Origin of the sequence: Sedimentitalea sp., from assembly GCF_039973035.1 — a bacterium.
GTDB lineage: Bacteria > Pseudomonadota > Alphaproteobacteria > Rhodobacterales > Rhodobacteraceae > Sedimentitalea.
This window is the reverse complement of the sequence record NZ_JBDWLR010000050.1, coordinates 38,053-60,579: the sequence shown is the minus strand read 5'-3', so window position 1 is coordinate 60,579 and position 22,527 is coordinate 38,053. Positions and strand designations below refer to the sequence as shown.

General features: G+C 57.5%; 26 protein-coding genes. 15 read left to right on the top strand and 11 right to left on the bottom strand.

From position 1 onward, the window contains the following. The first annotated feature begins 47 nt into the window (after positions 1-47). From motA to ABJO75_RS12365, 7 genes are all read left to right on the top strand, one after another. Positions 48-917 carry a flagellar motor stator protein MotA gene (gene motA / locus ABJO75_RS12395; protein WP_348124641.1) on the top strand — a complete coding sequence of 290 codons (870 nt, stop codon included), beginning with the start codon at positions 48-50 and terminating at the stop codon, positions 915-917. Next, positions 914-3,142 (top strand): hypothetical protein, encoded by a 2,229-nt coding sequence (locus tag ABJO75_RS12390; RefSeq protein WP_348124639.1) that lies wholly within the window; start codon positions 914-916, stop codon positions 3,140-3,142. Before motA ends, ABJO75_RS12390 begins: the two co-directional genes overlap by 4 nt. A 121-nt stretch (positions 3,143-3,263) precedes the next feature. Further along, entirely contained in the window at positions 3,264-4,031 is a 768-nt protein-coding gene (locus tag ABJO75_RS12385; RefSeq protein WP_348124637.1) for a transglycosylase SLT domain-containing protein, read from the top strand. Positions 4,032-4,041: 10 nt separating this feature from the next. Continuing rightward, positions 4,042-6,123, top strand: coding sequence for a flagellar biosynthesis protein FlhA (gene flhA / locus ABJO75_RS12380; protein ID WP_348124635.1), 2,082 nt, complete (start codon positions 4,042-4,044; stop codon positions 6,121-6,123). Then, complete coding sequence (locus ABJO75_RS12375; protein WP_348124633.1) at positions 6,120-6,893, top strand: flagellar biosynthetic protein FliR; 774 nt, start codon at positions 6,120-6,122, stop codon at positions 6,891-6,893. The genes flhA and ABJO75_RS12375 overlap by 4 nt, the downstream gene beginning before the upstream one ends. Further along, complete coding sequence (locus tag ABJO75_RS12370) at positions 6,890-7,981, top strand: flagellar type III secretion system protein FlhB (RefSeq protein ID WP_348124631.1); 1,092 nt, start codon at positions 6,890-6,892, stop codon at positions 7,979-7,981. The genes ABJO75_RS12375 and ABJO75_RS12370 overlap by 4 nt, the downstream gene beginning before the upstream one ends. Continuing rightward, on the top strand, positions 7,978-8,388 hold the full coding sequence (locus tag ABJO75_RS12365; protein ID WP_348124629.1) for a hypothetical protein: 411 nt from the start codon (positions 7,978-7,980) through the stop codon (positions 8,386-8,388). The genes ABJO75_RS12370 and ABJO75_RS12365 overlap by 4 nt, the downstream gene beginning before the upstream one ends. 107 nt (positions 8,389-8,495) lie before the next feature. Here ABJO75_RS12365 and ABJO75_RS12360 read toward each other — a convergent pair whose 3' ends face one another. The 9 genes from ABJO75_RS12360 to ABJO75_RS12320 form a co-directional block, all read right to left on the bottom strand. Next, entirely contained in the window at positions 8,496-8,852 is a 357-nt protein-coding gene (locus ABJO75_RS12360) for a flagellar basal body-associated FliL family protein (RefSeq protein ID WP_348124627.1), read from the bottom strand. Between the two features lie 119 nt (positions 8,853-8,971). Further along, complete coding sequence (gene flgH, locus ABJO75_RS12355) at positions 8,972-9,712, bottom strand: flagellar basal body L-ring protein FlgH (protein ID WP_348124626.1); 741 nt, start codon at positions 9,710-9,712, stop codon at positions 8,972-8,974. Continuing rightward, positions 9,712-10,128, bottom strand: a complete 417-nt coding sequence (gene flgA, locus ABJO75_RS12350; protein WP_348124624.1) for a flagellar basal body P-ring formation chaperone FlgA — start codon at positions 10,126-10,128, stop codon at positions 9,712-9,714. Before flgA ends, flgH begins: the two co-directional genes overlap by 1 nt. Next, positions 10,128-10,913, bottom strand: a complete 786-nt coding sequence (gene flgG, locus ABJO75_RS12345) for a flagellar basal-body rod protein FlgG (RefSeq protein ID WP_348124622.1) — start codon at positions 10,911-10,913, stop codon at positions 10,128-10,130. The genes flgA and flgG overlap by 1 nt, the downstream gene beginning before the upstream one ends. A gap of 20 nt (positions 10,914-10,933) precedes the next feature. Then, positions 10,934-11,647, bottom strand: coding sequence for a flagellar hook-basal body complex protein (locus tag ABJO75_RS12340; protein WP_348124620.1), 714 nt, complete (start codon positions 11,645-11,647; stop codon positions 10,934-10,936). Further along, a complete protein-coding gene (locus ABJO75_RS12335; RefSeq protein WP_316781774.1) occupies positions 11,647-11,919 on the bottom strand; it encodes a flagellar biosynthetic protein FliQ in 273 nt (90 codons plus the stop codon). The genes ABJO75_RS12340 and ABJO75_RS12335 overlap by 1 nt, the downstream gene beginning before the upstream one ends. A 1-nt stretch (position 11,920) precedes the next feature. Next, a complete protein-coding gene (gene fliE, locus ABJO75_RS12330; protein WP_348124618.1) occupies positions 11,921-12,208 on the bottom strand; it encodes a flagellar hook-basal body complex protein FliE in 288 nt (95 codons plus the stop codon). 12 nt (positions 12,209-12,220) lie between these two features. Further along, positions 12,221-12,610, bottom strand: coding sequence for a flagellar basal body rod protein FlgC (gene flgC / locus ABJO75_RS12325; protein ID WP_348124616.1), 390 nt, complete (start codon positions 12,608-12,610; stop codon positions 12,221-12,223). A gap of 13 nt (positions 12,611-12,623) precedes the next feature. Beyond that, positions 12,624-13,007: a FlgB family protein gene (locus ABJO75_RS12320; RefSeq protein ID WP_348124614.1), complete on the bottom strand. Its 384-nt coding sequence runs from the start codon at positions 13,005-13,007 to the stop codon at positions 12,624-12,626. A gap of 88 nt (positions 13,008-13,095) precedes the next feature. Here ABJO75_RS12320 and ABJO75_RS12315 point away from each other — a divergent pair, with 88 nt between their 5' ends. Continuing rightward, positions 13,096-14,439, top strand: a complete 1,344-nt coding sequence (locus tag ABJO75_RS12315; protein ID WP_348124613.1) for a FliI/YscN family ATPase — start codon at positions 13,096-13,098, stop codon at positions 14,437-14,439. Here the strand turns inward: ABJO75_RS12315 and ABJO75_RS12310 are convergent. Beyond that, complete coding sequence (locus tag ABJO75_RS12310) at positions 14,436-16,172, bottom strand: acyl-CoA dehydrogenase (protein ID WP_348124611.1); 1,737 nt, start codon at positions 16,170-16,172, stop codon at positions 14,436-14,438. The two genes, ABJO75_RS12315 and ABJO75_RS12310, sit on opposite strands and share 4 nt — an antisense overlap. Before the next feature lie 151 nt (positions 16,173-16,323). Here ABJO75_RS12310 and ABJO75_RS12305 point away from each other — a divergent pair, with 151 nt between their 5' ends. The 7 genes from ABJO75_RS12305 to ABJO75_RS12275 all read left to right on the top strand — a co-directional run bounded on the left by ABJO75_RS12305 (position 16,324) and on the right by ABJO75_RS12275 (position 21,102). After that, positions 16,324-16,938 (top strand): ribonuclease H-like domain-containing protein, encoded by a 615-nt coding sequence (locus ABJO75_RS12305; RefSeq protein WP_348124609.1) that lies wholly within the window; start codon positions 16,324-16,326, stop codon positions 16,936-16,938. Further along, on the top strand, positions 16,935-17,897 hold the full coding sequence (locus tag ABJO75_RS12300) for a KpsF/GutQ family sugar-phosphate isomerase (RefSeq protein WP_348124607.1): 963 nt from the start codon (positions 16,935-16,937) through the stop codon (positions 17,895-17,897). The genes ABJO75_RS12305 and ABJO75_RS12300 overlap by 4 nt, the downstream gene beginning before the upstream one ends. Positions 17,898-17,911: 14 nt before the next feature. Then, entirely contained in the window at positions 17,912-18,511 is a 600-nt protein-coding gene (locus ABJO75_RS12295) for a hypothetical protein (RefSeq protein WP_348124605.1), read from the top strand. Positions 18,512-18,514: 3 nt separating this feature from the next. Next, positions 18,515-19,009 carry an LptA/OstA family protein gene (locus ABJO75_RS12290; protein ID WP_348124603.1) on the top strand — a complete coding sequence of 165 codons (495 nt, stop codon included), beginning with the start codon at positions 18,515-18,517 and terminating at the stop codon, positions 19,007-19,009. Beyond that, complete coding sequence (lptB, locus tag ABJO75_RS12285) at positions 19,006-19,764, top strand: LPS export ABC transporter ATP-binding protein (RefSeq protein WP_348124600.1); 759 nt, start codon at positions 19,006-19,008, stop codon at positions 19,762-19,764. Before ABJO75_RS12290 ends, lptB begins: the two co-directional genes overlap by 4 nt. 255 nt (positions 19,765-20,019) lie before the next feature. After that, positions 20,020-20,583, top strand: a complete 564-nt coding sequence (gene raiA, locus ABJO75_RS12280) for a ribosome-associated translation inhibitor RaiA (protein ID WP_348124598.1) — start codon at positions 20,020-20,022, stop codon at positions 20,581-20,583. Between the two features lie 54 nt (positions 20,584-20,637). Beyond that, complete coding sequence (locus ABJO75_RS12275; RefSeq protein WP_348124596.1) at positions 20,638-21,102, top strand: PTS sugar transporter subunit IIA; 465 nt, start codon at positions 20,638-20,640, stop codon at positions 21,100-21,102. A gap of 2 nt (positions 21,103-21,104) precedes the next feature. Here ABJO75_RS12275 and ABJO75_RS12270 read toward each other — a convergent pair whose 3' ends face one another. Then, positions 21,105-22,517, bottom strand: coding sequence for a nodulation protein NodH (locus ABJO75_RS12270; protein WP_348124594.1), 1,413 nt, complete (start codon positions 22,515-22,517; stop codon positions 21,105-21,107). Positions 22,518-22,527 lie beyond the last annotated feature (10 nt).

Genomic DNA, 22,527 nt, shown 5'->3' with positions numbered 1-22,527 from the left:
GCCGACAGGCCAAACTGTCCTAAGCCCATGCAACACGGAGTCGCTAAATGATTGGCATAATTGGCATTGTCACGATCTTTGGGATGGTGTTCGGGGGCTATCTTCTGGCCGGTGGCAAGATGGCGATCATCCTAAAGACGCTTCCGTTCGAGATGATCATGATCGGAGGTGCAGCGATCGGGGCGTTCCTGATCAGCAACGATATGGCTGCGGTTAAACACACGGCCAAAGATGTCGGCAAAGTCTTTAAGGGGCCGAAATGGCGGCCTCAGGACTACAGTGATTTGCTGTGTTTGCTGTTTGAGCTGATTAGGATTGCTCGCCAAAATCCCATGGATGTAGAGCAACACATCGAGGACCCTGACAGTTCATCAGTTTTCTCGAAGTATCCGAAAATTCAGGCAGATAAGGAAGCAGTCAACCTGATCTGTGACACCATGCGCTCTGCTTCCATGAACTATGATGATCCACATCAGGTCGAAGAGGTTCTGGACAAGCGTATGGAGGTCAATCTGCATCACGCTCTGCATTCCAGCCATGCGTTGCAGACCGTGGCCGACGGTTTGCCCGCGTTGGGAATTGTTGCCGCCGTCTTGGGTGTGATCAAGACGATGGGGTCGATCGACCAGCCTCCCGAAGTCTTGGGGAAATTGATCGGCGGCGCTCTGGTCGGCACGTTTCTCGGGGTGTTTCTGGCATATGGGCTGGTCGGTCCATTTGCTGCCCGCGTCAAGACGGTGGTCGAGGAGGACAACCATTTCTATTTATTGATCCGTGAAGTGTTGATTGCAAACTTGCACAACCATGCCGCGACGATCTGTATCGAAGTCGGACGCCAGAATACGCCGGCTCATTGTCGACCTGATTTTAGCGATCTGGAACAGGCGCTCAAGGCTGTGAAGCAGGATGCAGCATGAACCGGTTTCTTCTGTTCTGTATTCTTCTCATCGTAGCTGCTAGCGGCTTGCAGGCGCAGACAGTAGTCGTCCGTTCGGGGGAACACGAAACATTCACCCGGCTCGTGATGAAGCTGAAAGACGGTGTGGGCTGGTCAATCACCCGCAGCAACCGATTGGCGCGCGTCGATATTGACCAACCCGATATTCGGCTCGACATCGCAGCCGTCTTTCAAAAAATACCGCGAAAGCGGCTTCTTGCGCTCAAGCAACGTGAAAATGGCGCTCCGTTGGAGTTGAGTTTGAACTGTAACTGTGAGGTCGAGAGTTTCGCGCAACCCGGGAATTACCTTGTCATCGATATTCGCGATCCCAAGCCTGATGAGGCTTTGCTCAGCCCGAGATTGCCGCCAATTGGCATCGCGTCATACAGGTTCAATCTTGGCGAGGGCACTGCTAGAGCGCGCTTGACACACGTGGGTGATCTACGACGGCCCGAGTCTCTGGCTCCACCGGTCGCCAATCCACCATCTGCCGGCGCGGGCGGAACACTTGTTAGGTCCAGTTTTTCGGAACAGCGTCTGCTTGCGCAAATTCAACGCGCAACGTCTCAGGGCCTACTCACCCCCGTCGCGGATTTGCTCCCTCAACTCCCGGATTCCGTTTCAGAGAAGACTGAAACCGCGCCCTCGCTTACACCACAGATCAATATTGCAACAACAACGGTAATTGACAGAGACATGGCCAGCGTTGTCACTGTATTTGATCAGTTTACCAATGAACCCGAATGTTTGCCTGCGGAGTTCACAGCAATTTCCGATTGGGGAAATGATCGGCCGTTTTCGGATCAAGTTAGTCAGCATCGTGTTCGTTTGTTTGAGGAATTTGACCGACTAAATAGTGCAGCGGTGACGGATCTTGCAAAGACTTACTTGCACTTTGGATTCGGTGACGAAGCCCGTGCCGTACTCGCGCTGTTGTCGGAAACGGACGAACAAACTGACGTCCTGCTCGCTCTTGCCGACGTTTTGGATGATAGACCGGTGGCACAAGGGGAGCTGCTCTCTGGACAATCCGGTTGTTCCCCAGGCTCGGCATTATGGTCTGCGCTCGCGCAAACCGATGACAGCGTAAAGATCAATTCCGATGCGGTGTTGCAGGGTTTTTCTCACTTACCCCGCCATTTGAGACAGCAACTTGGTCCGAGACTTAGTCGGCAATTCAACAGCCTAGGGCGCCGCGAACTGGCCAGTGATGTGCTGCGTGCCGTCGACCGTAGTACTGATTCAAGCGGGCCGCCGCACGATCTTGCCGCCGCAGAAATAGAAATCGCAACGGGTCAATCCGAAGCTGCAGTTGAGAAGATGGAAAAGGTCGTCGTTTCTGATTCCGAACTCTCTCCAGAAGCATTGATTAAGTTGATTGACACGCTGGAGGCCGAGCGTCGGCCATTGCGACCAGATTTACCAGAGCTCGCCGCTGCCTATGCTACGGAGCATCGCTTGGGCGAATTGGAAGCGGAACTGCGGCGGATACACGCGACGTCACTTGCGATGGTCGGCCGGTTTGACGAAGCCTTTCGGGTTTTGGGTGAGCTCATGGAGCTTGATTCAGAGATCGCGAGTGATAGGGCAACGAATAGCGCGTTGAACTCCCTTACCGAAAACGCTGACGATGTTACCTTCCTAACATTCGTTCTCCCGCGGGCGAAGAGCGATGGAATTGCGCTTTCGTCTCAACTTGAGACAAAGATGGCGGAACGTTTGCTTAGTCTTGGGTTCGCGGAGCAGGCTTATGCGATGCTGAAACCGGCAAGATCAGGCACGCTGTCCAAGAAAGAACAATTGCTACGCGCGGAAATCGCATTGGCCAATGGATTACCGCACCGTGCGATGATCGAAGTGTTGAACCTCAAAAGCCCCGAAGCGTCGGAGATCAGGGCGCGGGCAATGCGGGCAAATGGCGACTTTGGTACAGCCGGTCAAGTTTTGCTTGACGCGGCGCGACCGGAAACTGCGGCGCGTAATCTCTGGCTTGGCGATGCATGGGAGAGTTTACCGCCTATCGAAGATCCTCAATATAGTCGCCTTGCCGAACTGTCATCTCAGCTCGCCGTGCAAGTCGAAACAGATGAAGCGATCCCGCCGCTCGCTGCTGCCAGAACGCTGTTATACGACAGCATGAATGCACGCTCGGGCATCGACGAAATGCTGGGCACGTTGCAGGCGCCAAGCCCTGTTGAGTGACGCCAAATTGGGGTTCAGCTGTCTGATCAGAATTCCTCAATGCAGAAGGCGTGATAACGGAATCTCAATAAGCGGCGCCTAGCGTCAAAACCGTGATGAAACCACGCTGGAAAGGGGCAGAATGCCTAGATTCTTGATCATATTTCTGCGCGCCGTGGGCCAACTCAAACAGATGGCTGGTAGGCATCTTGTTGCTGCGAGCTTCGCATCGGCTTTGGCTGCCTTGCCATCTGCCGGCACCGGGTCCTCGGCTGAAACCGCCCTGTTGTGTGACCGTGCCGCACGCATCGCGGCTAAATCTCAGAATGTGCCATATGACGTATTGCAGGCAATCTCTCGGGCCGAGACCGGCCGAACGACCGAGGGCCGATTGGAACCCTGGCCTTGGACCGTCAACATGGAGGGAGCTGGTAAGTGGTTCGTTTCTGAAGACGAAGCCCGTGCCTATGTTTTCCGGCATTTCAAACGAGGCGCGCGCAGCTTTGATGTTGGATGTTTTCAGATCAACTACAAATGGCATGGTGCCGCATTCCGATCTATTGATGACATGTTTGATCCGGTATTGAACGCGGACTATGCTGCCAAGTTTCTGCTCGATCTCTTTCATGAATTCGGGAGTTGGTCCGAAGCGGCGGGAGCCTATCACTCACGAACGCAACCTCGTGCGCGAACCTATGCCGCGCGGTTTGACATGATCCGCGCGGCCACTGCCAGGCTGCAACAGCTCCCGATTGTTGCCGAGCAACCTTCCGAAAGAAGAACATCGACTGTCTTTGCAAGCGGTGCGCAGGTTCCATTGATTTCGGGTGGCACCGTGAGTCTTGGGTCTCTGGTGCCAATTTTGCGCTCTTCTGGTTCGACCGGACGAACGTTTGTGTTGATCAACTAGAGTACCCGAAATGCCAAAGCTCTCTGCTACCGACATTTTCAGTCCGACGGTCCTTCTGGCGCTCGCGTTGATGGCCGTCATCGTGATGATGATCCTGCCCATGCCGGCCTGGGTGCTGGATGTCGGACTGGCCGCTTCGTTTGGCCTCGCCATCCTGATATTCACAGTGACCTTGTTCATCGAACGACCACTGGATTTTTCGGCCTTTCCGACGATTCTGCTGGCGTCGCTGATGCTGCGTCTTTCGCTGAATGTATCCTCCACCAAACTGATCATCGGGCAGGGGCATACCGGCCCGAATGCCGCCGGCGATGTGATCGAAGGCTTTGCCCAGTTTGTCATGGGGGGCAGCGTGTTTCTTGGGCTGGTCGTTTTTGGCGTCCTGTTGATCGTCAATTTCATGGTTATTACCAAGGGCGCTGCACGAATGGCAGAGGTTGGTGCCCGATTTGCGCTTGATGGAATGCCGGGCAAGCAGCTGGCAATCGACAGCGATATGTCTGCAGGCGCGATCAATCACACCGAGGCGCGCGAACGTCGAGAACGGGAGCAGCAGGAAACCACATTTTTTGGTTCGCTTGATGGGGCCTCGAAATTCGTAAAGGGCGACGCCGTTGCCGGGCTGCTGATAACGCTACTCAATCTGGTGATGGGGTTGGTGATGGGCGTTGTCGTTCACCAGATGCCGATTGGGTCCGCGTTTGAGACTTACGCCATCCTTACAGTTGGTGACGGGTTGGTTTCCCAAATTCCTGCTGTCATCATTTCCATTGCCTCTGCACTCTTGCTGGCGCGTGGCGGCAATCGCGGGTCGACCGATCTGGCGATGTTTGACCAGCTTGGGAAACACCCCGCGGCGCTGGCGACTGTTGCAGTACTGATGGTCCTGTTCGCGCTTGTCCCCGGGCTGCCCTTTCTCCCGTTCATGGCCGGAGGCAGCATTCTTGGCTTCGCCGCCTATGCCATGAAACGGCGCGCGAAATCGGCCGACGCAGATGATCAGCCTCTTGAAAGTCACGAGCCAGTCCAAAAGGCACTTGGAGATGTCCTTGACCTTGACGATGTGCATCTGGAATTTGCCCCCGATCTTGTCAGTATGGTATTGGATCCGGGAACTGGACTGGACACGAGGATCGCCAATATGCGGACGCATGTGGCGACGGTGTTCGGGCTGATCCTGCCCGATATCAGACTGACCGATCAACCGGAGCTGCCGGTCGGGACCTATGTGATCCGCGTTCAGGGGGTCGAACAGGCGCGCGGCTCTCTGCACCCGGACCTCGTTCTCGCGCTGATGCCGGAAGATCAGCAATCCTTGCCGAATGGCACGGATGTCACCGAACCGGTCTATGGCGCGCCGGCTCGGTGGATTGCGCCGAAAGATCAGGAATCCGCAGCCTTGGTCGGGGCAACCATCGTCAGCCCGCCGGAAATTCTGGCGACACATCTGCTGGAGGTGATCAAGCAAAATTTCGCGCGGCTTCTGACACTCAAATCATTGCGGCGCTTGCTGACTGAAATGACGCGGCTGTCTGATCCGGAGCGCGCCGAGGCCAACCGCAAGCTGTTGGATGAAATTGTGCCCGACAAAGTGCCGATTGATACGTTGCATGCGGTTCTGCGGCTGCTGCTGGAGGAACGGGTGTCGATCCGCAACATGCCCCTGATCCTTGAGGCAATAGCCGAGGCGCGCCTGAGCACGACCCAACCCGAAGCAATCTGCGAGCACGTGCGTCAGCGCATGGGTTTTCAGTTGGTTTCGGAACTAAAACGTGACGATGGCAGCATCCCACTCGTTCAGCTTGCACCGGAATGGGAAGACACGTTCCTCACATATCAGGTCGAGACCAAACAAGGAGGGTTCGATATCGCATTGCCGCCGGATATCTTTAACAGGCTGGCCGATGGTGTTTCCGAGCGTTTGAGCCAGACATCGCATCAAGGTCTGTTTCCAGCCGTTGTGACATCTACCCGACGGCGCCGCTTTCTTCGGACGATCATGCGCGCGCGGGGGATCGCGAACCCAGTCCTTTCATTTGAGGAAATCGGGTTAGAGGCGCGCCCCGCTTTGGTCGGGATGGTAGCCGCGTGATCGCGACGCTGAACGAACTTCTCCCTTTGCTCTCAGAAACACTCTGGCATGGGATCGTCGTGTTCCTGCGAATGTCCGCCATGGTTTCGGTGATGCCCGCCTTTGGCGAAAGGGCTGTGCCCATGCGGGTCAAACTGGGGATCGCAATTGCCTTTGCCCTGGTCGTCATACCCGCGTTGCCCCTGCAATCCGCACCACCTGATCCGCTGGTCTTGACCCGGCTTGCGTTGACCGAAGTGGTTGTGGGGCTGGCGCTTGGTTTGGGCATCCGGTTGTTTGTACTGGCCTTGCAAACCGCGGGTTCGATCGCCGCGCAGTCCACTTCGCTGTCGCAGATCCTTGGCGGCGCTGCCGTCGAACCGATCCCGGCCATGGGATATGTTTTGGTCGTCGGGGGGCTGGCGTTGGCAGTGATGGCCGGACTGCACGTGCGGGCGGCGGAGTTGATGATCTATTCTTATCAGATTTTTCCCAGCGGCAACTTTCCCGCAGGACGGGACCTGTCGGTATGGGGCGTGGGGCGTATCGCGCATGCGTTTTCTCTCGCGTTCATGCTGGCCGCGCCATTTGTCATTACGTCTGTACTCTACAATCTGACGCTCGGGGTCATCAATCGGGCGATGCCTCAGTTGATGGTTGCCTTTGTTGGCGCGCCCGTCATCACGCTTGGCGGTATCTTTATGCTGTTTCTGTGCGCCCCGTACATGTTGTCTGTCTGGACCGATGCATTGACGGCTTTTTTGGCGAACCCGCTGGATGTTTCGAGATGAGCGGTGAACAACAGGACGAGTCGGAAAAGTCACACGAAGCAACACCGCAAAAGCTTCAAAAAGCACGAGAAAAGGGCGAAGTTGCGAAATCCAATGACCTGATGGTCGCCGCATCATACGCAGGTTTGTTGCTTGCGGCGATGGCGGTCGGAGCGGGGTCTTTGCAGTCGCTTGGCACTGCATTGATGGTCTTGCTGGATCAACCGGATCGTCTTGGTTCGCTGATGTTGGACGGTCCGGCCAGCGCCCCGGTCGGCGGATTGCTCATGGCCCTCACCAGATCGCTGATGCCCTGGTTTTTGGTCCCTGCAGTTTTGGTCGTGTTGTCCGTTCTCGCCCAGAAGGCTTTTGTCGTGGCTCCTGACCGAATCAAACCAAAGCTGTCGCGCATCTCGCTCGTCTCGAACGCAAAGAACAAATTTGGCCGATCTGGCCTGTTCGAATTTGCCAAGAGTTTCTGCAAGCTGGTTCTCTATTCGGTGTGTCTCAGCCTGTTCCTCGACTGGAGACTTACAGATATCGTTGCGATCACCGGTACGAGTGCGATGATCGCGGTGTCGCAGCTTTTGCATCTGTGCATCGAATTTCTGTTTCTGGTTCTTCTGATTGCCATTGTCATCGGTGGAGTCGATGCGGTCTGGCAGCATAAGGAACACCTGCGAAAAAACATGATGTCCCGCAAAGAGCTCACCGACGAAGCCAAGGAGGCTGAAGGTGATCCGCACATGAAACAGCAACGCCGGCAGCGTGGACAGGAAATCGCCATGAACCGGATGATGTCCGATGTGCCGACTGCAGATGTCGTCATCGTCAATCCGACCCACTTTGCCGTTGCGCTCAAATGGAACCGAAAACCCGGGGCTGCGCCGGTCTGTGTTGCGAAGGGCGTGGATGAAGTTGCCGCCCGAATTCGTGAAACGGCGCAGGCCTCAAGTGTGCCGATCCATTCGGACCCTCCGACAGCGCGCGCACTGCACGCCACTGTTGATCTGGGGCAGGAGATCCTCGAGGACCACTATATGGCCGTTGCAGCCGCGATTCAGTTCGCCGAAAAAATGCGTCTCCGCGCGCGAGGAGGAGTAAGATGAAGCATGACAAACTCGCACAGATGTCACAGGTCACTGAGGCCGTCTATCTCGCTGAGTTTCGAAAGGTTCAGCCGCTCTTACAAGAAGAAACCCGGCTTCGCGGCGCCCTCGCGCGCCTGAATGAGCAGGCCGATTCCGAGCGCAAAGCGCTTGCCACGGACATGCCTATGCAGACCATCGGCGCCGACCTGCTGTGGCAGGCGTGGCTGGTGCGCAGCCGCAAGCAACTCAACATCGAACTGTCACAGGTGCTTGCGAAAAAGTCTGTTGTCATGGAGCGCATTCGGCTGGCGTTTGGCCGTCGTAACGCCGTTCAAGCTATGAGTGACCGGTTTATAACTGACCGAGCAATAGCGCAGCGCAAGAAGCAATTTGAGCGTCTGTTGCAAAACCACAGCGACGGTTGATACCGGGGCGAACCCTGCGGCGCGAACGGGCGCTTTGGCATTTGTGCCTACGCCGTCGGCAATTGCGCAGGCACTCACCGACGGCTTTCATTTCGGGTTGAGATGCGTCAGTTGTCTTGGCGCGCGATGTCGGTAATCAGTACACTTTCGACATCATCGCCCAGCTCTTTTTGAGCCACATCCGCAAGAGATTGCCTGAGGACGTCCAGCTTGCCGGGGCGGGTGAACGATCCATCAAAGCCACCCATATTGGCGTGATCAAACAGGACGCGTAGAAACATGTCCCGCAGCTTTGGTTCGCGTTCAAAAACGCGCTCTCGGGCGCCGGCTTGCGTTTCAAGGCTGAGCGACAGGACGACCAGCGCGGCAACACGATCCGCCTGCACGATCGGTACAACGAACTGGTTGTTCAGCTTGACGAATTCGGTCGGCCCGACCTCTCCCTCATCGTGGGAAGGTACCACTCTTGCTTCCGTGCCTTCAGGGGTTGATTCGGGGGCCATGAAAAGGCCCGCTGCAATTCCAGCTCCGCTACCAACGAGCAAGAGCAGCAAGGGAATTAACTTGAGCATGGCGTTTCCCTTCAGAACGGCAGAACCGTGTCCAGGATTTGCTGGCCATATCGCGGTTGCTGAACATCGGTGATCTGGCCGCGACCGCCATAGGACACCCGCGCGGACGCGATCTTGTCATAGGTGATCTCATTCTGACGAGAGATGTCTTCGGGGCGTACATACCCGGTCACCAACAGTTCACGCAGCTCAAAATTCACGCGAAGCTCTTGCGAGCCTGAAATTGAAAGAACACCGTTTGGCAGAACGTCGACAATCGTTGCGGCGATACGCAGCGTCAGCTTTTCCTTGCGCTTGACCGAACCTTTGCCTTGCGTGGCGCTGGTCGACCCCAGCCCGACAGCAGCGGCCATTGACGCCCCTTCCGGTAGCTTTTCGTCAATGCGTTGTGGCAATCCCAACAGATTTGGAACCTCCATGGTTTCCTCGCCACTACGCGATCGCGCAGTGTCGTTGCTGATTTCGGCCTTTTCGTCGATCTCAATGACGACGGTCATGATGTCGCCCTTTCGCACTGCGCGCCGGTCACCCAGCAGGGATTGCGGGGTCGCGCTCCAGAGAGAAGATTGATCAACTGTGCGACTTGGCTGCGTTTGCAGCGGCAATCCGGGCATCAGCATCGCCACATGTTCCGTCGTTTCAGTGTTGTCTGAAAATGACGGCGGCTTGCCCAGATGATCGATGCGCCCGCAGGCCGACACCAAGAGCAGGCCGGAACAAGTAAGGACTCCGGCGAGTTTCGTGCGTTTCATCAGTATACCTCGATGCTGCCGTCGCTTTGGATGCGACCGGTCACTGTTGTTCGCGATGACAGGTTCATCGCCCGGATGCTTTCCCCCGCCGCGCCCCGACCCAGAGAGCGACCTTCGGTCATGATCCGCAGTGGACCTTGGATAAAAACAAGGGACACAATATCATTGCGGCCGACAATCGCGGGTGGGCCGATGTCGCCGGCGCGCACGGGACGCCCCGGATAGAGCGCCACGCGAGCCTCTTGGCCAATAAGGTCGCGAGGATCGGTCAGGGCACCGGCAACCGCGACTTCTTTGATGACAAAGTCGGCAGGTCCGATGATTTCCTTTGCCCGGATGGTGCGGACAGGCACGAGGATCTCGGCCCCCAATTCGGGTGCTGCCAGCATCAGGAGCGTGAGGGTCAACCGTTTCATCATCTTACCTGAGTTGTTGCGCCCATCATTTGATCCGCTGCTGAGATCACCTTGGCGTTCATTTCGTAGCCACGTTGCGCCTCGATCAGTTCGGTCACTTCGCGTACCGCATCGACCGAGCTGGCTTCGAGATAGCCCTGCCGCAACGTTCCGAGTCCGTCTTCGCCTGCGGTCGAGGTCAGCGCGGGTCCGGACGCCTCGGTTTCAAGGAAGAGATTGCTCCCCATTGCCTCAAGACCCTTGGCATTTGTAAAACCCGCAATCGAAAACTGTCCGAGCAGTTGACCTTCGGCTGAGTCATCGAAATAGGCATAGACCTCGCCTGCTGCATTGATCGAAACACTTCGCGCATCCGAAGGGATGACGATTTCAGGTGCGACCGTGTGCCCATCCGAGGTTACGATCACGCCCTCGGCAGACCGCTTCAGGCTGCCGTCGCGCGTATAGGCTGAGCTGCCGTTGGGCAGCGTCAGCTCGATATAGCCCTTGCCCTCGATGGCGATATCCAGATCGTTGCCCGTCGCTTCGAGCGCACCCTGCGCCAGATGCACCGTAACCGAGCTTGGCCGAACACCCAGACCGAGTTGAATGCCGGTGGGAAGCACTGTTCCGTCCGACGCGCTGACCGTGCCTGCGCGCGAGACTTGCTGATAGTGCAAATCGGAAAACTCGGCTCGGCGGGCGTTGTAGCCAGTCGTATTCATGTTTGCCAGGTTGTTGGAAATCGTCTCGACGCGCAGTTGTTGTGCGCTCATCCCGGTGGCTGCGATCTTCAAGGCCCTCATGAGGCTCTCCCTTGTTCAGTTCACTTGATCAGCGTTTTCACCGCGCTGCGGATCCGCTGATCTTCGGTTTCCAGAAAGCTCTGCCCCATCTCGTAGGCGCGCTGAACTTCGATCATCCGCGACACCTGGAGGATCGGGTTCACGTTGGAACCCTCGACAAACCCCTGCAGAATTGTCGCGTTTTCAGCGGGTTCGACCCCGCCATCGGCGCGAAAACGGACTCCGTCTTCTCGGGTCAGGTCCAACGGATCGGAGGGTTGAACCAGTCCGATCTCGCCGAGCAGTTGCCCGTTCGCGCTGAGCGTGCCGTCGGCAGCGACGCTGATGCCGGTTTGATCCGGCGAAATGAACACGGGCGCACCGCCCGCATCCAGCACGCGATAGCCATCCATCGTGACTAGATCACCGTCCGCATTCGGAGAAAAGCTGCCTGCGCGGGTCAGCCGCTCGCCTGCCGGAGTTTCGATCAGAAAGAAACCATCGCCTTCGATCGCAAAATCAAAGCTGCCGTTGGTCTTCGTCAGCGCACCCTGTTCATGCGAGGTGTTTCGGATGCGGGCGCGGCTCATCGACAACGAAGATTGATCCTGACCGGCCTGAACGTATTCTGAAAAGATCAATCCTTCTTGCCGGTATCCGCTGGTTGCGGAATTGGCGATGTTGTTGGCGATAATTCGCATCTCACTCATCAGCCCGGATTGACGGGAAAGGGTCACGTATCCGGCGGCTTCCATCAGCTACCTCCAATTATCAGCGGGATGATCTGCCCGTCAAAGAACGACACCAGCGTCTGGGTCATAAAGCCCATGGACAGCCAGAACACGACGACGATGGCGGCAAGTTTGGGAACGAAGGTCAGCGTCATTTCCTGAATCGACGTCAGTGCCTGAAACAGGCCGATGACGAGCCCGGTAACCAGTGCCACGGTCAGGATCGGGATCGAGATGGTGACGGCGATCCACAACCCCTGCCGCAACGTGTCGTAAAAGACGCCTTCGCTCAGCATATCAGACCGGCATCCGCAGGATTTCCTGATAGGCTTCGACCACCTTGTTGCGTACGGTGATGGCGGTTTCGACGGCCAGTTCCGTCTGTGCCAGAGCCTGTACCAACGCATGCGGGTCGGCATCGCCGGACATGGCGGCCATGGCCGTGTTTTCGCCGTGCTGCATTGTCGCCGCAAAATCCTGGAACGCGGATTTGAGTTGCGCCCCCGCACCACCTTCCGGGTCGGGCTGGGTTGCCGGACGCGCGGCGCCATAGTTTTGTACTGCTGATAGGCTGCGAATATCCATTCTGGATCTCCTTTATTTGCGCAACAGGTCCATCAGTCCGGCGGACATCTGCCGGGTCTGGTCGAACATTTTCAGATTTGCCTCGTAGCTCCGCTGCGCCTCGCGCGCGTCTGCGATTTCGAGCATTAGGTCGACGTTTGAGCCTTCATAGTGGCCCGAGTCGTCTGCCATCGGATGGGCCGGATCAAACACGCGATCCAGGGCGGATTTATCAAGTTGAACACGCCCGACCGTAAGCAGGTCGGTCTCTTCCGGACCACGCATCGTTTCAAACGCGACGGTTTTGCGCCGGTAGCCGGGCGTGTCGGCATTTGAGATATTTTCCGAGACGTGACGGAGACGGGTCGCCTGCGCCTGCAGGGCGTGGGCTGAAACGGAAAGGGCATTGGAGAACTCACTCATCTGGCAACCCTCCTCAGACCCGACCGAGGCTGGTGCGCAGCACGGAGAGCGAGGATTTATAGATCGCGATGGCGCGATCATGCTCGCGTTTGATCTCGACGCCTTTCATCAGTTCCAATTCCACCGAAACCGAATTGCCATTGGGATCTGTTGGTGACTCACTTTGAAAAGTGGGCAGGTTGCCCGCGCTGTCAGGTGCATTCAGGTGTCCGACGCGTCTGGCCCGCATCCCGCTTGCCGCATCGCCATCGAATACCTCGGCAAAGGGACGTATATCCTGCGCCTTGTAACCCGGCGTATCAGCGTTCGCGATGTTCTGCGCCACCAGTGTCTGACGTTGGCCGGCATGTGTTGCCATGGCGTGCGCAGCTTTAAAGACGTTCAACCCTTGGAACATCGGGGCTTCTCCCTCGATCAATTTCAATCAAGGCTTAACCCTGATTCCTTTAAGAAAGCGTTGTCGGTGAACAAAAGGAGACCGCAACGTGACGATTGATCTGAAATTGCTTGCTGCGTCATTCGCGGATGCTGAACTTGTGCGGTCGGTTGGGCGGGTCGTCGGAATTCGTGGCGGAGCAGTGCAAATTGCGGGTCTCGCGGATGAGGCGCATATCGGCGATCAGCTTATGCTGCGTCGGCGCCCCGGTCCTGAGCTTGCCGGAGAAGTTCTGCAGATAGATCAGGACCTCGTTCATATGCTACCCGACAGCGCCGCTGAAGGCGTTGCGATCGGCGATCGTGCGATACTGTACCCGATGCCGGTCTTTGCACCCGGCGATCATTGGGTCGGTCGTGTTGTCGATCCCTATGGCGCGCCACTGGATGGAAAACCACTTTTACGCGGCGGCGACGCGCGCAACATCATGGCCTCGCCTCCGCCAGCGGTCGAAAGACTGCCGCTGGGTGCGCGTGTCGGAACCGGGCTGTCCGTGTTGAACACCATGCTGCCGATTGTTGAAGGACAGCGAATCGGACTGTTTGCAGGGTCCGGTGTCGGCAAATCGAGGCTGCTGGCGCAACTGGCGCGTCACATGGCTAGCGATATCGTGGTCATCGCGCTGATCGGTGAACGGGGGCGCGAGGTGAACGATTTTGTTGACCGTGTCCTCGGCCCCGAGGGGATGAAGCGCGCAGTGGTTGTGGCGGCAACTTCGGACCAATCCGCCTTGACCCGGCGGCGTTGTGCGTGGGCTGCGATGTCTGTTGCCGAGCACTTCCGCGATCAGGGGCGGAATGTCCTGTTTCTTGCGGATTCTGTGACGCGATTTGCCGAGGCGCACCGCGAGATTGCGGTTGCTGGGGGGGAGGCACCTGCCTTGCGTGGATTTCCCCCGTCGGTCACCCCATTGATCACGGCCCTATGCGAGCGGGCAGGGCCGGGAAAGCTGGGGCAGGGGCATATTACCGCTATCTTCAGCGTGCTGGTCGCCGGGTCGGACATGGATGAACCTGTGGCCGACATCATGCGCGGGGTCTTGGATGGGCATGTGGTGTTGAACCGCGAGATTGCCGAGAGGGGGCGCTTCCCCGCCATTGATGTCGGCAAATCAGTGTCGCGCAGCCTGCCTGATGCGGCAAGCGATGCCGAGAACGAGGTCATCGGCGAGGTGCGCAAACTGCTGGGAACCTATGAACAATCCGAGGTCATGATCAAGGCGGGGCTTTATGCAGAAGGCGCCGATCCGGTGCTGGATCAGGCGGTCAAGGTCTGGCCGGAACTGGATGCGTTCTTTGCGCGGCCAGAGCCGGAGGGAGTGCGCAACAGTTTTGACAGACTGGGGCTTATCCTGCGTCGGGCGCAGGGCCCGGGCGGCGCGCGAGGGCGCTAAAACCAGCCGTCTTGCATGTCATAGGCACTGGCGTCGTTGGACATCAGCGTTTGCGACCACCCTTGCGTTCGCACAAGTTCACGCTGATAGAAATAGCACGCCGCCTGATGTTTTCCGCGCAGAAAATCACTGTCTCCGTCACGTGTCGCGACCCGACTGGCGGCTTGTGTGATCCGGAGCCACATCCAGCCCATGATCACGTGACCGAAACAATCAAGATAAAGCGTTGCATTGGCGAGGCCCTTGTCCGGATTTTCGACAACCAACCCGACCAGATGGCTGGTAACCTGTTCCAGACGCTGCAAGGCCTCTTTCAATTGCATGGCCAGTTCGGAGCCGTCGGAGCTCTCGATATCTGCGCGGATCGCGGCTGCGACGGCTGCGAAACCTGCGCCACCGTCAATCAGAACCTTCCGCCCCAAAAGGTCCATGCCCTGAATGCCGTGCGTGCCTTCGTGGATGGGGTTCAGCCGGTTGTCGCGGTAATGTCGTTCGACGGGGTAGTCTCGCGTATATCCCGCTCCGCCCAATACTTGGATCGCATGTTTGTTCGCCTCCAGGCAAAATTCCGATGCCCAGGATTTTGCGATCGGTGTCAACATTCCAAGCAAACCACCAACTGCTGTGTCGCCCTGACGTTCGCGGTCAACTAGCGTTGCGCAGAGTATGGCTAGCGCCAGCGCCGGCTCGACGCTGGCCTTTTGTGCGAGCAGCAATCGCCGCACGTCTGCATGTTCGATAATGGCAATCTGTCGGGCCGTTGGGTCCTTGCTGGCAGGCGCGCGCCCTTGTGGACGTTCGCGGGCATAGGCGAGCGATGCCTGATACCCCGCCTGCCCAAGTGCTGTGGCGCCCATGCCGACGCCGATCCGGGCCTCGTTCATCATCTGGAACATATAGGACAGCCCCTTGTGCGGTTCGCCTAGCAATTCACCGTAGCATTCACCGGACTCACCAAAATTCAACGCGCAGTTCGTTGTCGCGCGGTACCCCATCTTGTGGTTGAGGCCTGCGAGCGTCACGTCGTTGCGGCTGCCATCGCTGCGCAACTTGGGAACGATGAACAGCGAAATGCCTTTGACACCCGGCGGCCCGCCCGGAATTTTGGCCAGGACCAGGTGCACGATATTCTCGCTCAGGTCATGGTCACCACCTGAGATCCACATCTTGCGCCCGCTGATCCGATAGCGACCATCCTCCGTCGGTTCGGCACGGGTGGTGATGTCCGACAGAGACGACCCCGCCTGTGGTTCGCTCAGACACATAGTGCCGAAAAAGCGCCCTTCGACCATCGGAGTAAGCCAGGTGTGTTTCTGTTCGTCGTTCCCAAAGCTCTGGATCAATCGACCAGAGCCCACGGTGAGCAACCCGTAGCCGGACAAGGATACGTTTGATGCCGCAAAGACAAACGCCGCCGCCTGATGCACAGTCTCGGGCAGGCCCATGCCGCCATGCTCTGGCGCAAACCCTGCCGCGATGAACCCGGCCTGAACAAAGGCATCCACCGCTGGCTTGACCGCATCTGGCAAGACCGCCCGACCGTCGATGAACGCGGGTTCCTGTTCATCGATCTCGCGCCCGATCGGCAGGAAAAAATCATTCGCTATCTGGTCTGCGGTGTCCAGAATGCCATTCACCGTCTCACGATCCAGATCGGTCTCTGCGATCAGATCGCACAACTCGGCCACCTCCCACAGTTGAAACTGCAGGTCTTCACGATCATAGGCGCGCATCCGGTTCCTCCATCCCTTGTGATTCTACCCTAGCGGAAGAAACTCCGGATGGGCCAGTTGTTGCCACGAATGACGCTGCGACAGTTGAGTTTACACCTTAAACCGCCTATCTCGGCGAGAACGTATTTGTGGTATTTCAGAGGACTTCAGCTTGGCCAATCATCTCTATCAGAACGATCTGCCCGACGGGCTTGACCTTGGGCCGGTTGTCGCCATCGATTGCGAAACCATGGGGCTGAACCCTCACAGGGACCGTCTTTGCGTGATCCAGATGTCGGGTGGCGATGGCGATGCCCATATCGTTCAGGTCGCCAAAGGGCAGACCGAGGCACCGAATCTCTGCGCCATGCTGGAAGACACCAATGTCTTGAAACTCTTTCATTTCGGGCGCTTTGACATTGCCGCAATGTATAATGCGTTCGCGGCACTTGCCGCGCCGGTCTATTGTACAAAAATCGCCTCGCGGCTGATCCGCACCTACACGGACCGGCACGGTTTGAGGAACCTGACACAGGAACTGATCGGGGTGGATATCTCAAAACAGCAACAAATGAGCGATTGGGGTGCCAAGGATCTGACGGCGGCCCAGCTTGAGTATGCGGCGTCCGATGTCCTGTACCTTCATCGGCTGCGCGAGGAACTGGACAAGCGATTGGCCCGCGAAGGGCGCAGTGATCTGGCGCAGTCATGTTTTGATTTTTTGCCCACACGGTCGCGGCTCGATCTTGCAGGCTGGCCCGAAACCGACATCTTCGCGCACTCATGAGCAGTACATTCCAAACCACCGCCCGGCGCGTCATTCGTATTGAAGCCGAAGCGCTCACCCTGCTTGAGCAGAGCCTGGACGGCGAATTCGATCGCGCGATAGAGCTGTTATTGGGCGCAAAAGGCCGGGTCATCATCAGCGGGATGGGCAAATCCGGCCATATCGCACGCAAGATTGCGGCGACCTTTGCCAGCACCGGCACACCGGCCCACTTTGTGCACCCGGCCGAGGCCAGCCACGGCGACCTTGGCATGATGGCGCAGGGCGACGTGGCGCTGGTTCTGTCAAATTCTGGCGAAACGCCGGAACTCGCCGATCTGGTGGCCTATACCCGCCGGTTCGGGATTCCGCTGATTGGCGTCGCCAGCCGTCCGAATTCAACGTTGTTGCGCCAATCCGATGTAGCACTTGTACTGCCCGCCGCAGAAGAGGCTTGCGGAACCGGCATTGTCCCAACCACCTCGACCACCATGACATTGGCACTTGGCGATGCGCTGGCCGTTGCCTTGATGGAACATCGCGCCTTTACACCGGAACACTTCCGCGAGTTTCATCCCGGTGGCAAACTTGGCGCACGGCTGTCCAAGGTTCGCGATCTGATGCACAAGGGTGATGCGTTGCCTCTGGTCGATGCCTCCGCCCCGATGAGTGATACGTTGATCGAGATCAGCCAGAAGGGTTTTGGCGTTGCCGGAGTCCGCAATGACGATGGAACCCTCGCCGGGATCATCACGGACGGCGATTTGCGTCGCAAGATGGACGGGTTGTTGGCCCACTTGGCGAGCGAAGTCATGACTGCAGACCCGACCGTGATTGGCCCCGATGCCCTCGCCGAAGAAGCGGTGGCCGTCATGAACCAACGCAAGATCACCTGCCTGTTCGTCGTTGATCCCGAAGGGCCGGCAACACCGCTTGGGCTCTTGCATATTCATGACTGCCTGCGCGTTGGTCTGGGCTGAATCGGGGGGCGCTTGTGGATCGTTACTCGCGCACGGTCGCCTTTTTGAGGGTCCTTCTGCCGCTATCGGCGTTGGCGATTCTGGCGACACTCTTCCTGTTGTCACGCAGTCAGGATCAGGTCGCGACCATTCCGTTCACCGACGCGGATTTATCTGAGCGTACAAAGGGTCAACAGGTCACGAAACCGTTCTTTTCTGGCACGACAACCCAAGGTGAAGAGATCATCGTGACCGCTGATAGCGCGCGTCCGGGAAACAAGTCGACACCGGGTGATGCGGACAATTTGAACGCTCGCCTGAAACTCGCCGACGGGCAGTTGATAACCCTGCGCTCGGATGCCGGGTCGCTCAACCTGCTGGGCGACACTGCGACGTTTGAGGGCAACGTGCGCATCGAAACGCCAACCGGGTTGGTGGTCTTGACCGACGTGATGAACACCGCGCTTGACGCGATCAAGGGGAATACGCCCGGTACCGTGACCGGCACAGGACCGATGGGGGATTTCACCGCTGGAAACATGGAGTTCTCTGCAAAAAGCGGTGATGGCGACGTGCACATGCTTTTCAAGAACGGCGTTAAGCTGATATACGACCCTAAACAGTCAGAAAGATAAATAGTGAACTATATTGTTGCCCTTCTCCTGTGTGTGGTGCTCGGTCCGGGTGCCGCGATGGCACAGGCGCAGGGCACCAAGGTTGCATTTGGTGCGATCAAGGCAGATCCGACACTTCCTGTTGAAGTCACCTCCGACACGCTTGACGTCAACCAGGCCAATGGCTCGGCTGAATTCAAAGGGAACGTGCTGGTGGGGCAGGGAGAAATGCGCCTCTCTGCCAATAGGGTTCTGGTTACCTACGCAGAGACGTCAGGTGGCGTCGAACGGCTGGAGGCGGTCGGTGACGTGGTGCTGGTCAATGGCCCTGATGCCGCGAGCGCGGAACGGGCGGATTACTCCATCAACAGCGGGGTCGTCGTTATGACGGGCGATGTCCTGCTGACCCAGGGACCGAATGCCCTGACCTCCGAAAAGATGACCGTGAACCTGACAACCGGAACCGCCAACATGATCGGTCGGGTCAAAACCATCCTGCTGCCGGAAAAATCAGAATGAGCACGCCGGAACTGACGGTCACCGATGGGGAGTCGGGCCTGAAAATCGAGCGATTGCGCAAATCCTACCGCAAGAAACTTGTCATTCGCGATGTAACAATGGCGGTCAACCGCGGCGAGGTTGCGGCGTTGCTCGGGCCAAACGGGTCGGGCAAGACGACGACGTTCTATGCCATCGCCGGGTTGGTCATTCCAGAAGCAGGAAGTGTCGCGATCGACGGACAGGTCGTGACCGGGCTGCCGATGTACCGGCGCGCGCGACTCGGCATCGGATACCTGCCGCAAGAAATGTCGATCTTTCGCGGTCTCAGCGTCGAAGACAACATTTCGGCCGTTCTCGATATCACCGAAACGCATCACCACAAACGCCGCGAGCGGCTCGAAGAGCTGCTGTCGGATTTTTCCATCGAGCACTTGCGCCGTGCCCCGGCACTGGCACTGTCAGGTGGTGAACGCAGGCGCGTTGAGATCGCACGCTGTCTAGCAGCGAACCCGAAATACCTGTTGCTTGATGAACCATTTGCCGGTGTCGATCCGATTTCCGTGGGGGACATTCGTCATCTTGTCGCCGACCTGAAAAAACGCGGTATCGGCGTGCTCATCACCGACCACAATGTACGTGAGACGCTGGAAATCGTTGACCGTGCCTATATCCTGCATGATGGTCAGGTCCTGATGTCGGGCACCCCTGCCGAAGTCGTGGAAAACGAAAACGTGCGCCGGGTGTACCTGGGCGAAAATTTTCGAATCTACTGACATTACAGTAGTTTTGTTCTGCCAAGAGCTATTTCCGACATTATTGACGCGGCTTTGCATTGACACCGACCCCGACTGTCGCCTCAAATGGTGTCATGGCAAAACTCCAGTTTGATGCAGTTTTTGATCCGCCCTTCATCGAAGGCGTTAAGCAAACTCAACGACAAGAACGATTGCCAGCCCCCCTCAGCCGGACCTGACGTCTACGCGGCCATTCTGTGCCGCATTGCCGGTTGAAACAGAGAAGGAGAACATATGCGTTACCAAATCAGCGGAAAACAGATCGACATCGGCGAGGCCTTGCAAACGCACGTCAAGACCGACCTGGATGCGGTGGTCGAAAAATACGCCGAGCGCCCAACCGGCGCCAATGTCATCTTTTCCCGCTCAGCGAGCGAGTATGTCTGCGAAGCAACGATCCACCTTTCGACCGGTCTGAACGCGACTGCAAAGGCACATGCGCATGAAATTTATGCAGCATTCGAGGCTTGTTCCCAAAAAATGGAAAAGCAGTTGCGCCGATACAAGCGGAGGCTGAAAGATCATCACCGTGACCGCTCACAACCGGTTGAACTCTATGGCGCCTCCTCTTATATCCTCGCCTCGGAAGAGCAGGCCGAGGATGCCGAACCTGACACGCTCCAGCCGATTATCGTTGCCGAGATGGAAACCCAGATACCGTCGTTGTCTGTGGGAGAAGCGGTGATGCAGATGGAGTTGGCAGGCGCACCGGTGCTGATCTTTCGCAACGAAGGCAAGGAAGGGCTGAACGTCGTGTATCGCCGCGAAGATGGCAATATCGGCTGGATTGATCCCTGATCGGCAGAAAATTACCCTGAGCGCCCCGCGGCGCCCAAGCGGAGACAATAAGACATGGAGCTGACAAGCATCCTCAAACCTGAGGCCGTGAAGGTCTTTTCGGCCGCATCCAGCAAGAAGCGGTTGTTTCAGGAGATCGGCGAGGTGGCTCATAGCGCTTATGGGCTGGATGCCTCTGTGACTGTGGACGCATTGTTGGAACGCGAAAGCCTTGGCCCCACAGGTGTGGGCCATGGCGTCGCGCTGCCTCATGCGCGGATGGATGGGCTGACCAAGGTTGTCGGTGCATTTGTAATGCTGGAAAAGCCGATCGACTTTGGCGCGGTCGATCGCCAGCCGGTTGACATCGCCTTTGCCCTCTTTGCACCTGAAGATGCGGGCGTGGATCACCTCAAGGCGCTGGCGTTGGTCTCGCGTACGCTGCGCGAACCATCCCTTTGTTCAAAGCTGCGCGCCAATCTGGACACAACAACGCTCTATGCGTTGCTCTCAGAAGCGCAGTCTGTTCAGGCAGCCTGACGTCAGCGCCGCGACCCAAAGCCAAAAAGCAGATAGTCGCGCCGGTAGATCTGTGCGGCTTTCTTCTCCAGGTCGGCATTGTAGATTTGTGACAGCGAAAACGGCTCATCCTCTGCCGGTTTGGGCGGCTTTGGGCCGACATCGCGCCCGGATAGCTCGACCAAAATTGGCGACATCCGTGGCAATTCATCTTCGCGCAGCACAAAGTCCGGCAATGCGAATTCCCCAAACCCGGTGAGCGCGTTGGATTGGCTGCACAGCGCGGGGTGCGGGGCCAAAGCGGTTTGTCCCGCGATGTTTGAGCGCGCGAAATCCAGAAAGACGGAAAAGGCGTTGCGATGTTCATCCGCCGTGGCCCAAGGCTCTCCGCGAGGAAGTTTCAGCTTGAACTGGCGGGCCAGTCCCTCGCGCATCTTCGGCTCCGCTAGGGGCCCGTCCGACAAGATCGCCGAGCAGAAAACAGAATGCGCGCGGGCAAGCGGATGACGTAGCACCGTAAAACTGCGGTGGGTGGGATGCTCCCGCATCCATTGGCGCAGACGTTTTTGGTTCATACCGGTTTGCAGCGCATCTACTGAAACACCGTCCAGTGCCGCGAGCCAGTTCTCGATCTCGGATTCTGGCCCGCCCGGGATCGGCATAAACAGCAGGGGGGCCTTGGCTGCGGCGACATAGTTCGGTACCGCAGGTCCACGGCGTGGCTCAAAATTCGGGGTGCGGGACAGGTTGAACCTGTCAAACTTTGCCAGCGCCTGTTCCATCTCAGCCGGGTTATCAACGCGGTCGACAGCTGCGGTGGGGTTCTGCGGCTTGAGGCTTTGGTCCAGTTTCGCAAGTCGGTCGCTTGCACCCAGCCACTTGGCCAGACCGTTCAGAACGTCGACCTCTCGGAGGTCTTCGTATGCTAGATAGAATGCACTTTGGCCGCTGACCTGCAGACGGTTCAGAATCTTGGCCTGAAAGGCCTGGGTTGCATCAAGGTGCCGAGCGAATTCCTCCGGATCAAAATGGGTTATGGCTTCCTTGCGGCGTTTGACGTCCGTCAGCTTCCATTGTCCGGTCTGTGCGGCGATCTTCCAGGATACAAAACTGTCCAACGGATTGCGGGTCAGCACGATCTTTGCACAGCGCGGATCGTCAATGACAGGCTCAAACACCCGCGCATCATGGTCGTGAAAATACCGAAATCCGTTGAGAGTTCCCGGCACAGATCGAATGGCGGAGAGCAATTTCTCGGGTGCGGCGTCGCGCTCGGCTCTGGTTATGGCCATCAATTCCGTGCGTTTGGGATAGCCAATGAAATTTGGATTGAATGCCTCGCCGTGGCATTGAACATCGGCGAGCGCATTCAAGTTGGTTTCCAGAAAATTGGACCCCGTCCGCATCTCGGCAAACAGGACGAAATAGTCAAACATGCCTGACATT

Bases quoted from the DNA above. Each gene is read 5' to 3' on its own strand.
- motA (WP_348124641.1), top strand. From the start codon at position 48: ATGATTGGCATAATTGGCATTGTCACGATCTTTGGGATGGTGTTCGGG.
- ABJO75_RS12390 (WP_348124639.1), top strand. From the start codon at position 914: ATGAACCGGTTTCTTCTGTTCTGTATTCTTCTCATCGTAGCTGCTAGC.
- ABJO75_RS12385 (WP_348124637.1), top strand. From the start codon at position 3,264: ATGCCTAGATTCTTGATCATATTTCTGCGCGCCGTGGGCCAACTCAAA.
- flhA (WP_348124635.1), top strand. From the start codon at position 4,042: ATGCCAAAGCTCTCTGCTACCGACATTTTCAGTCCGACGGTCCTTCTG.
- ABJO75_RS12370 (WP_348124631.1), top strand. From the start codon at position 6,890: ATGAGCGGTGAACAACAGGACGAGTCGGAAAAGTCACACGAAGCAACA.
- ABJO75_RS12365 (WP_348124629.1), top strand. From the start codon at position 7,978: ATGAAGCATGACAAACTCGCACAGATGTCACAGGTCACTGAGGCCGTC.
- flgH (WP_348124626.1), bottom strand. From the start codon at position 9,712: ATGAAACGCACGAAACTCGCCGGAGTCCTTACTTGTTCCGGCCTGCTC.
- flgA (WP_348124624.1), bottom strand. From the start codon at position 10,128: ATGAAACGGTTGACCCTCACGCTCCTGATGCTGGCAGCACCCGAATTG.
- flgG (WP_348124622.1), bottom strand. From the start codon at position 10,913: ATGAGGGCCTTGAAGATCGCAGCCACCGGGATGAGCGCACAACAACTG.
- ABJO75_RS12340 (WP_348124620.1), bottom strand. From the start codon at position 11,647: ATGGAAGCCGCCGGATACGTGACCCTTTCCCGTCAATCCGGGCTGATG.
- ABJO75_RS12335 (WP_316781774.1), bottom strand. From the start codon at position 11,919: ATGCTGAGCGAAGGCGTCTTTTACGACACGTTGCGGCAGGGGTTGTGG.
- fliE (WP_348124618.1), bottom strand. From the start codon at position 12,208: ATGGATATTCGCAGCCTATCAGCAGTACAAAACTATGGCGCCGCGCGT.
- flgC (WP_348124616.1), bottom strand. From the start codon at position 12,610: ATGAGTGAGTTCTCCAATGCCCTTTCCGTTTCAGCCCACGCCCTGCAG.
- ABJO75_RS12320 (WP_348124614.1), bottom strand. From the start codon at position 13,007: ATGTTCCAAGGGTTGAACGTCTTTAAAGCTGCGCACGCCATGGCAACA.
- ABJO75_RS12310 (WP_348124611.1), bottom strand. From the start codon at position 16,172: ATGCGCGCCTATGATCGTGAAGACCTGCAGTTTCAACTGTGGGAGGTG.
- ABJO75_RS12300 (WP_348124607.1), top strand. From the start codon at position 16,935: ATGAGCAGTACATTCCAAACCACCGCCCGGCGCGTCATTCGTATTGAA.
- lptB (WP_348124600.1), top strand. From the start codon at position 19,006: ATGAGCACGCCGGAACTGACGGTCACCGATGGGGAGTCGGGCCTGAAA.
- raiA (WP_348124598.1), top strand. From the start codon at position 20,020: ATGCGTTACCAAATCAGCGGAAAACAGATCGACATCGGCGAGGCCTTG.
- ABJO75_RS12275 (WP_348124596.1), top strand. From the start codon at position 20,638: ATGGAGCTGACAAGCATCCTCAAACCTGAGGCCGTGAAGGTCTTTTCG.
- ABJO75_RS12270 (WP_348124594.1), bottom strand. From the start codon at position 22,517: ATGTTTGACTATTTCGTCCTGTTTGCCGAGATGCGGACGGGGTCCAAT.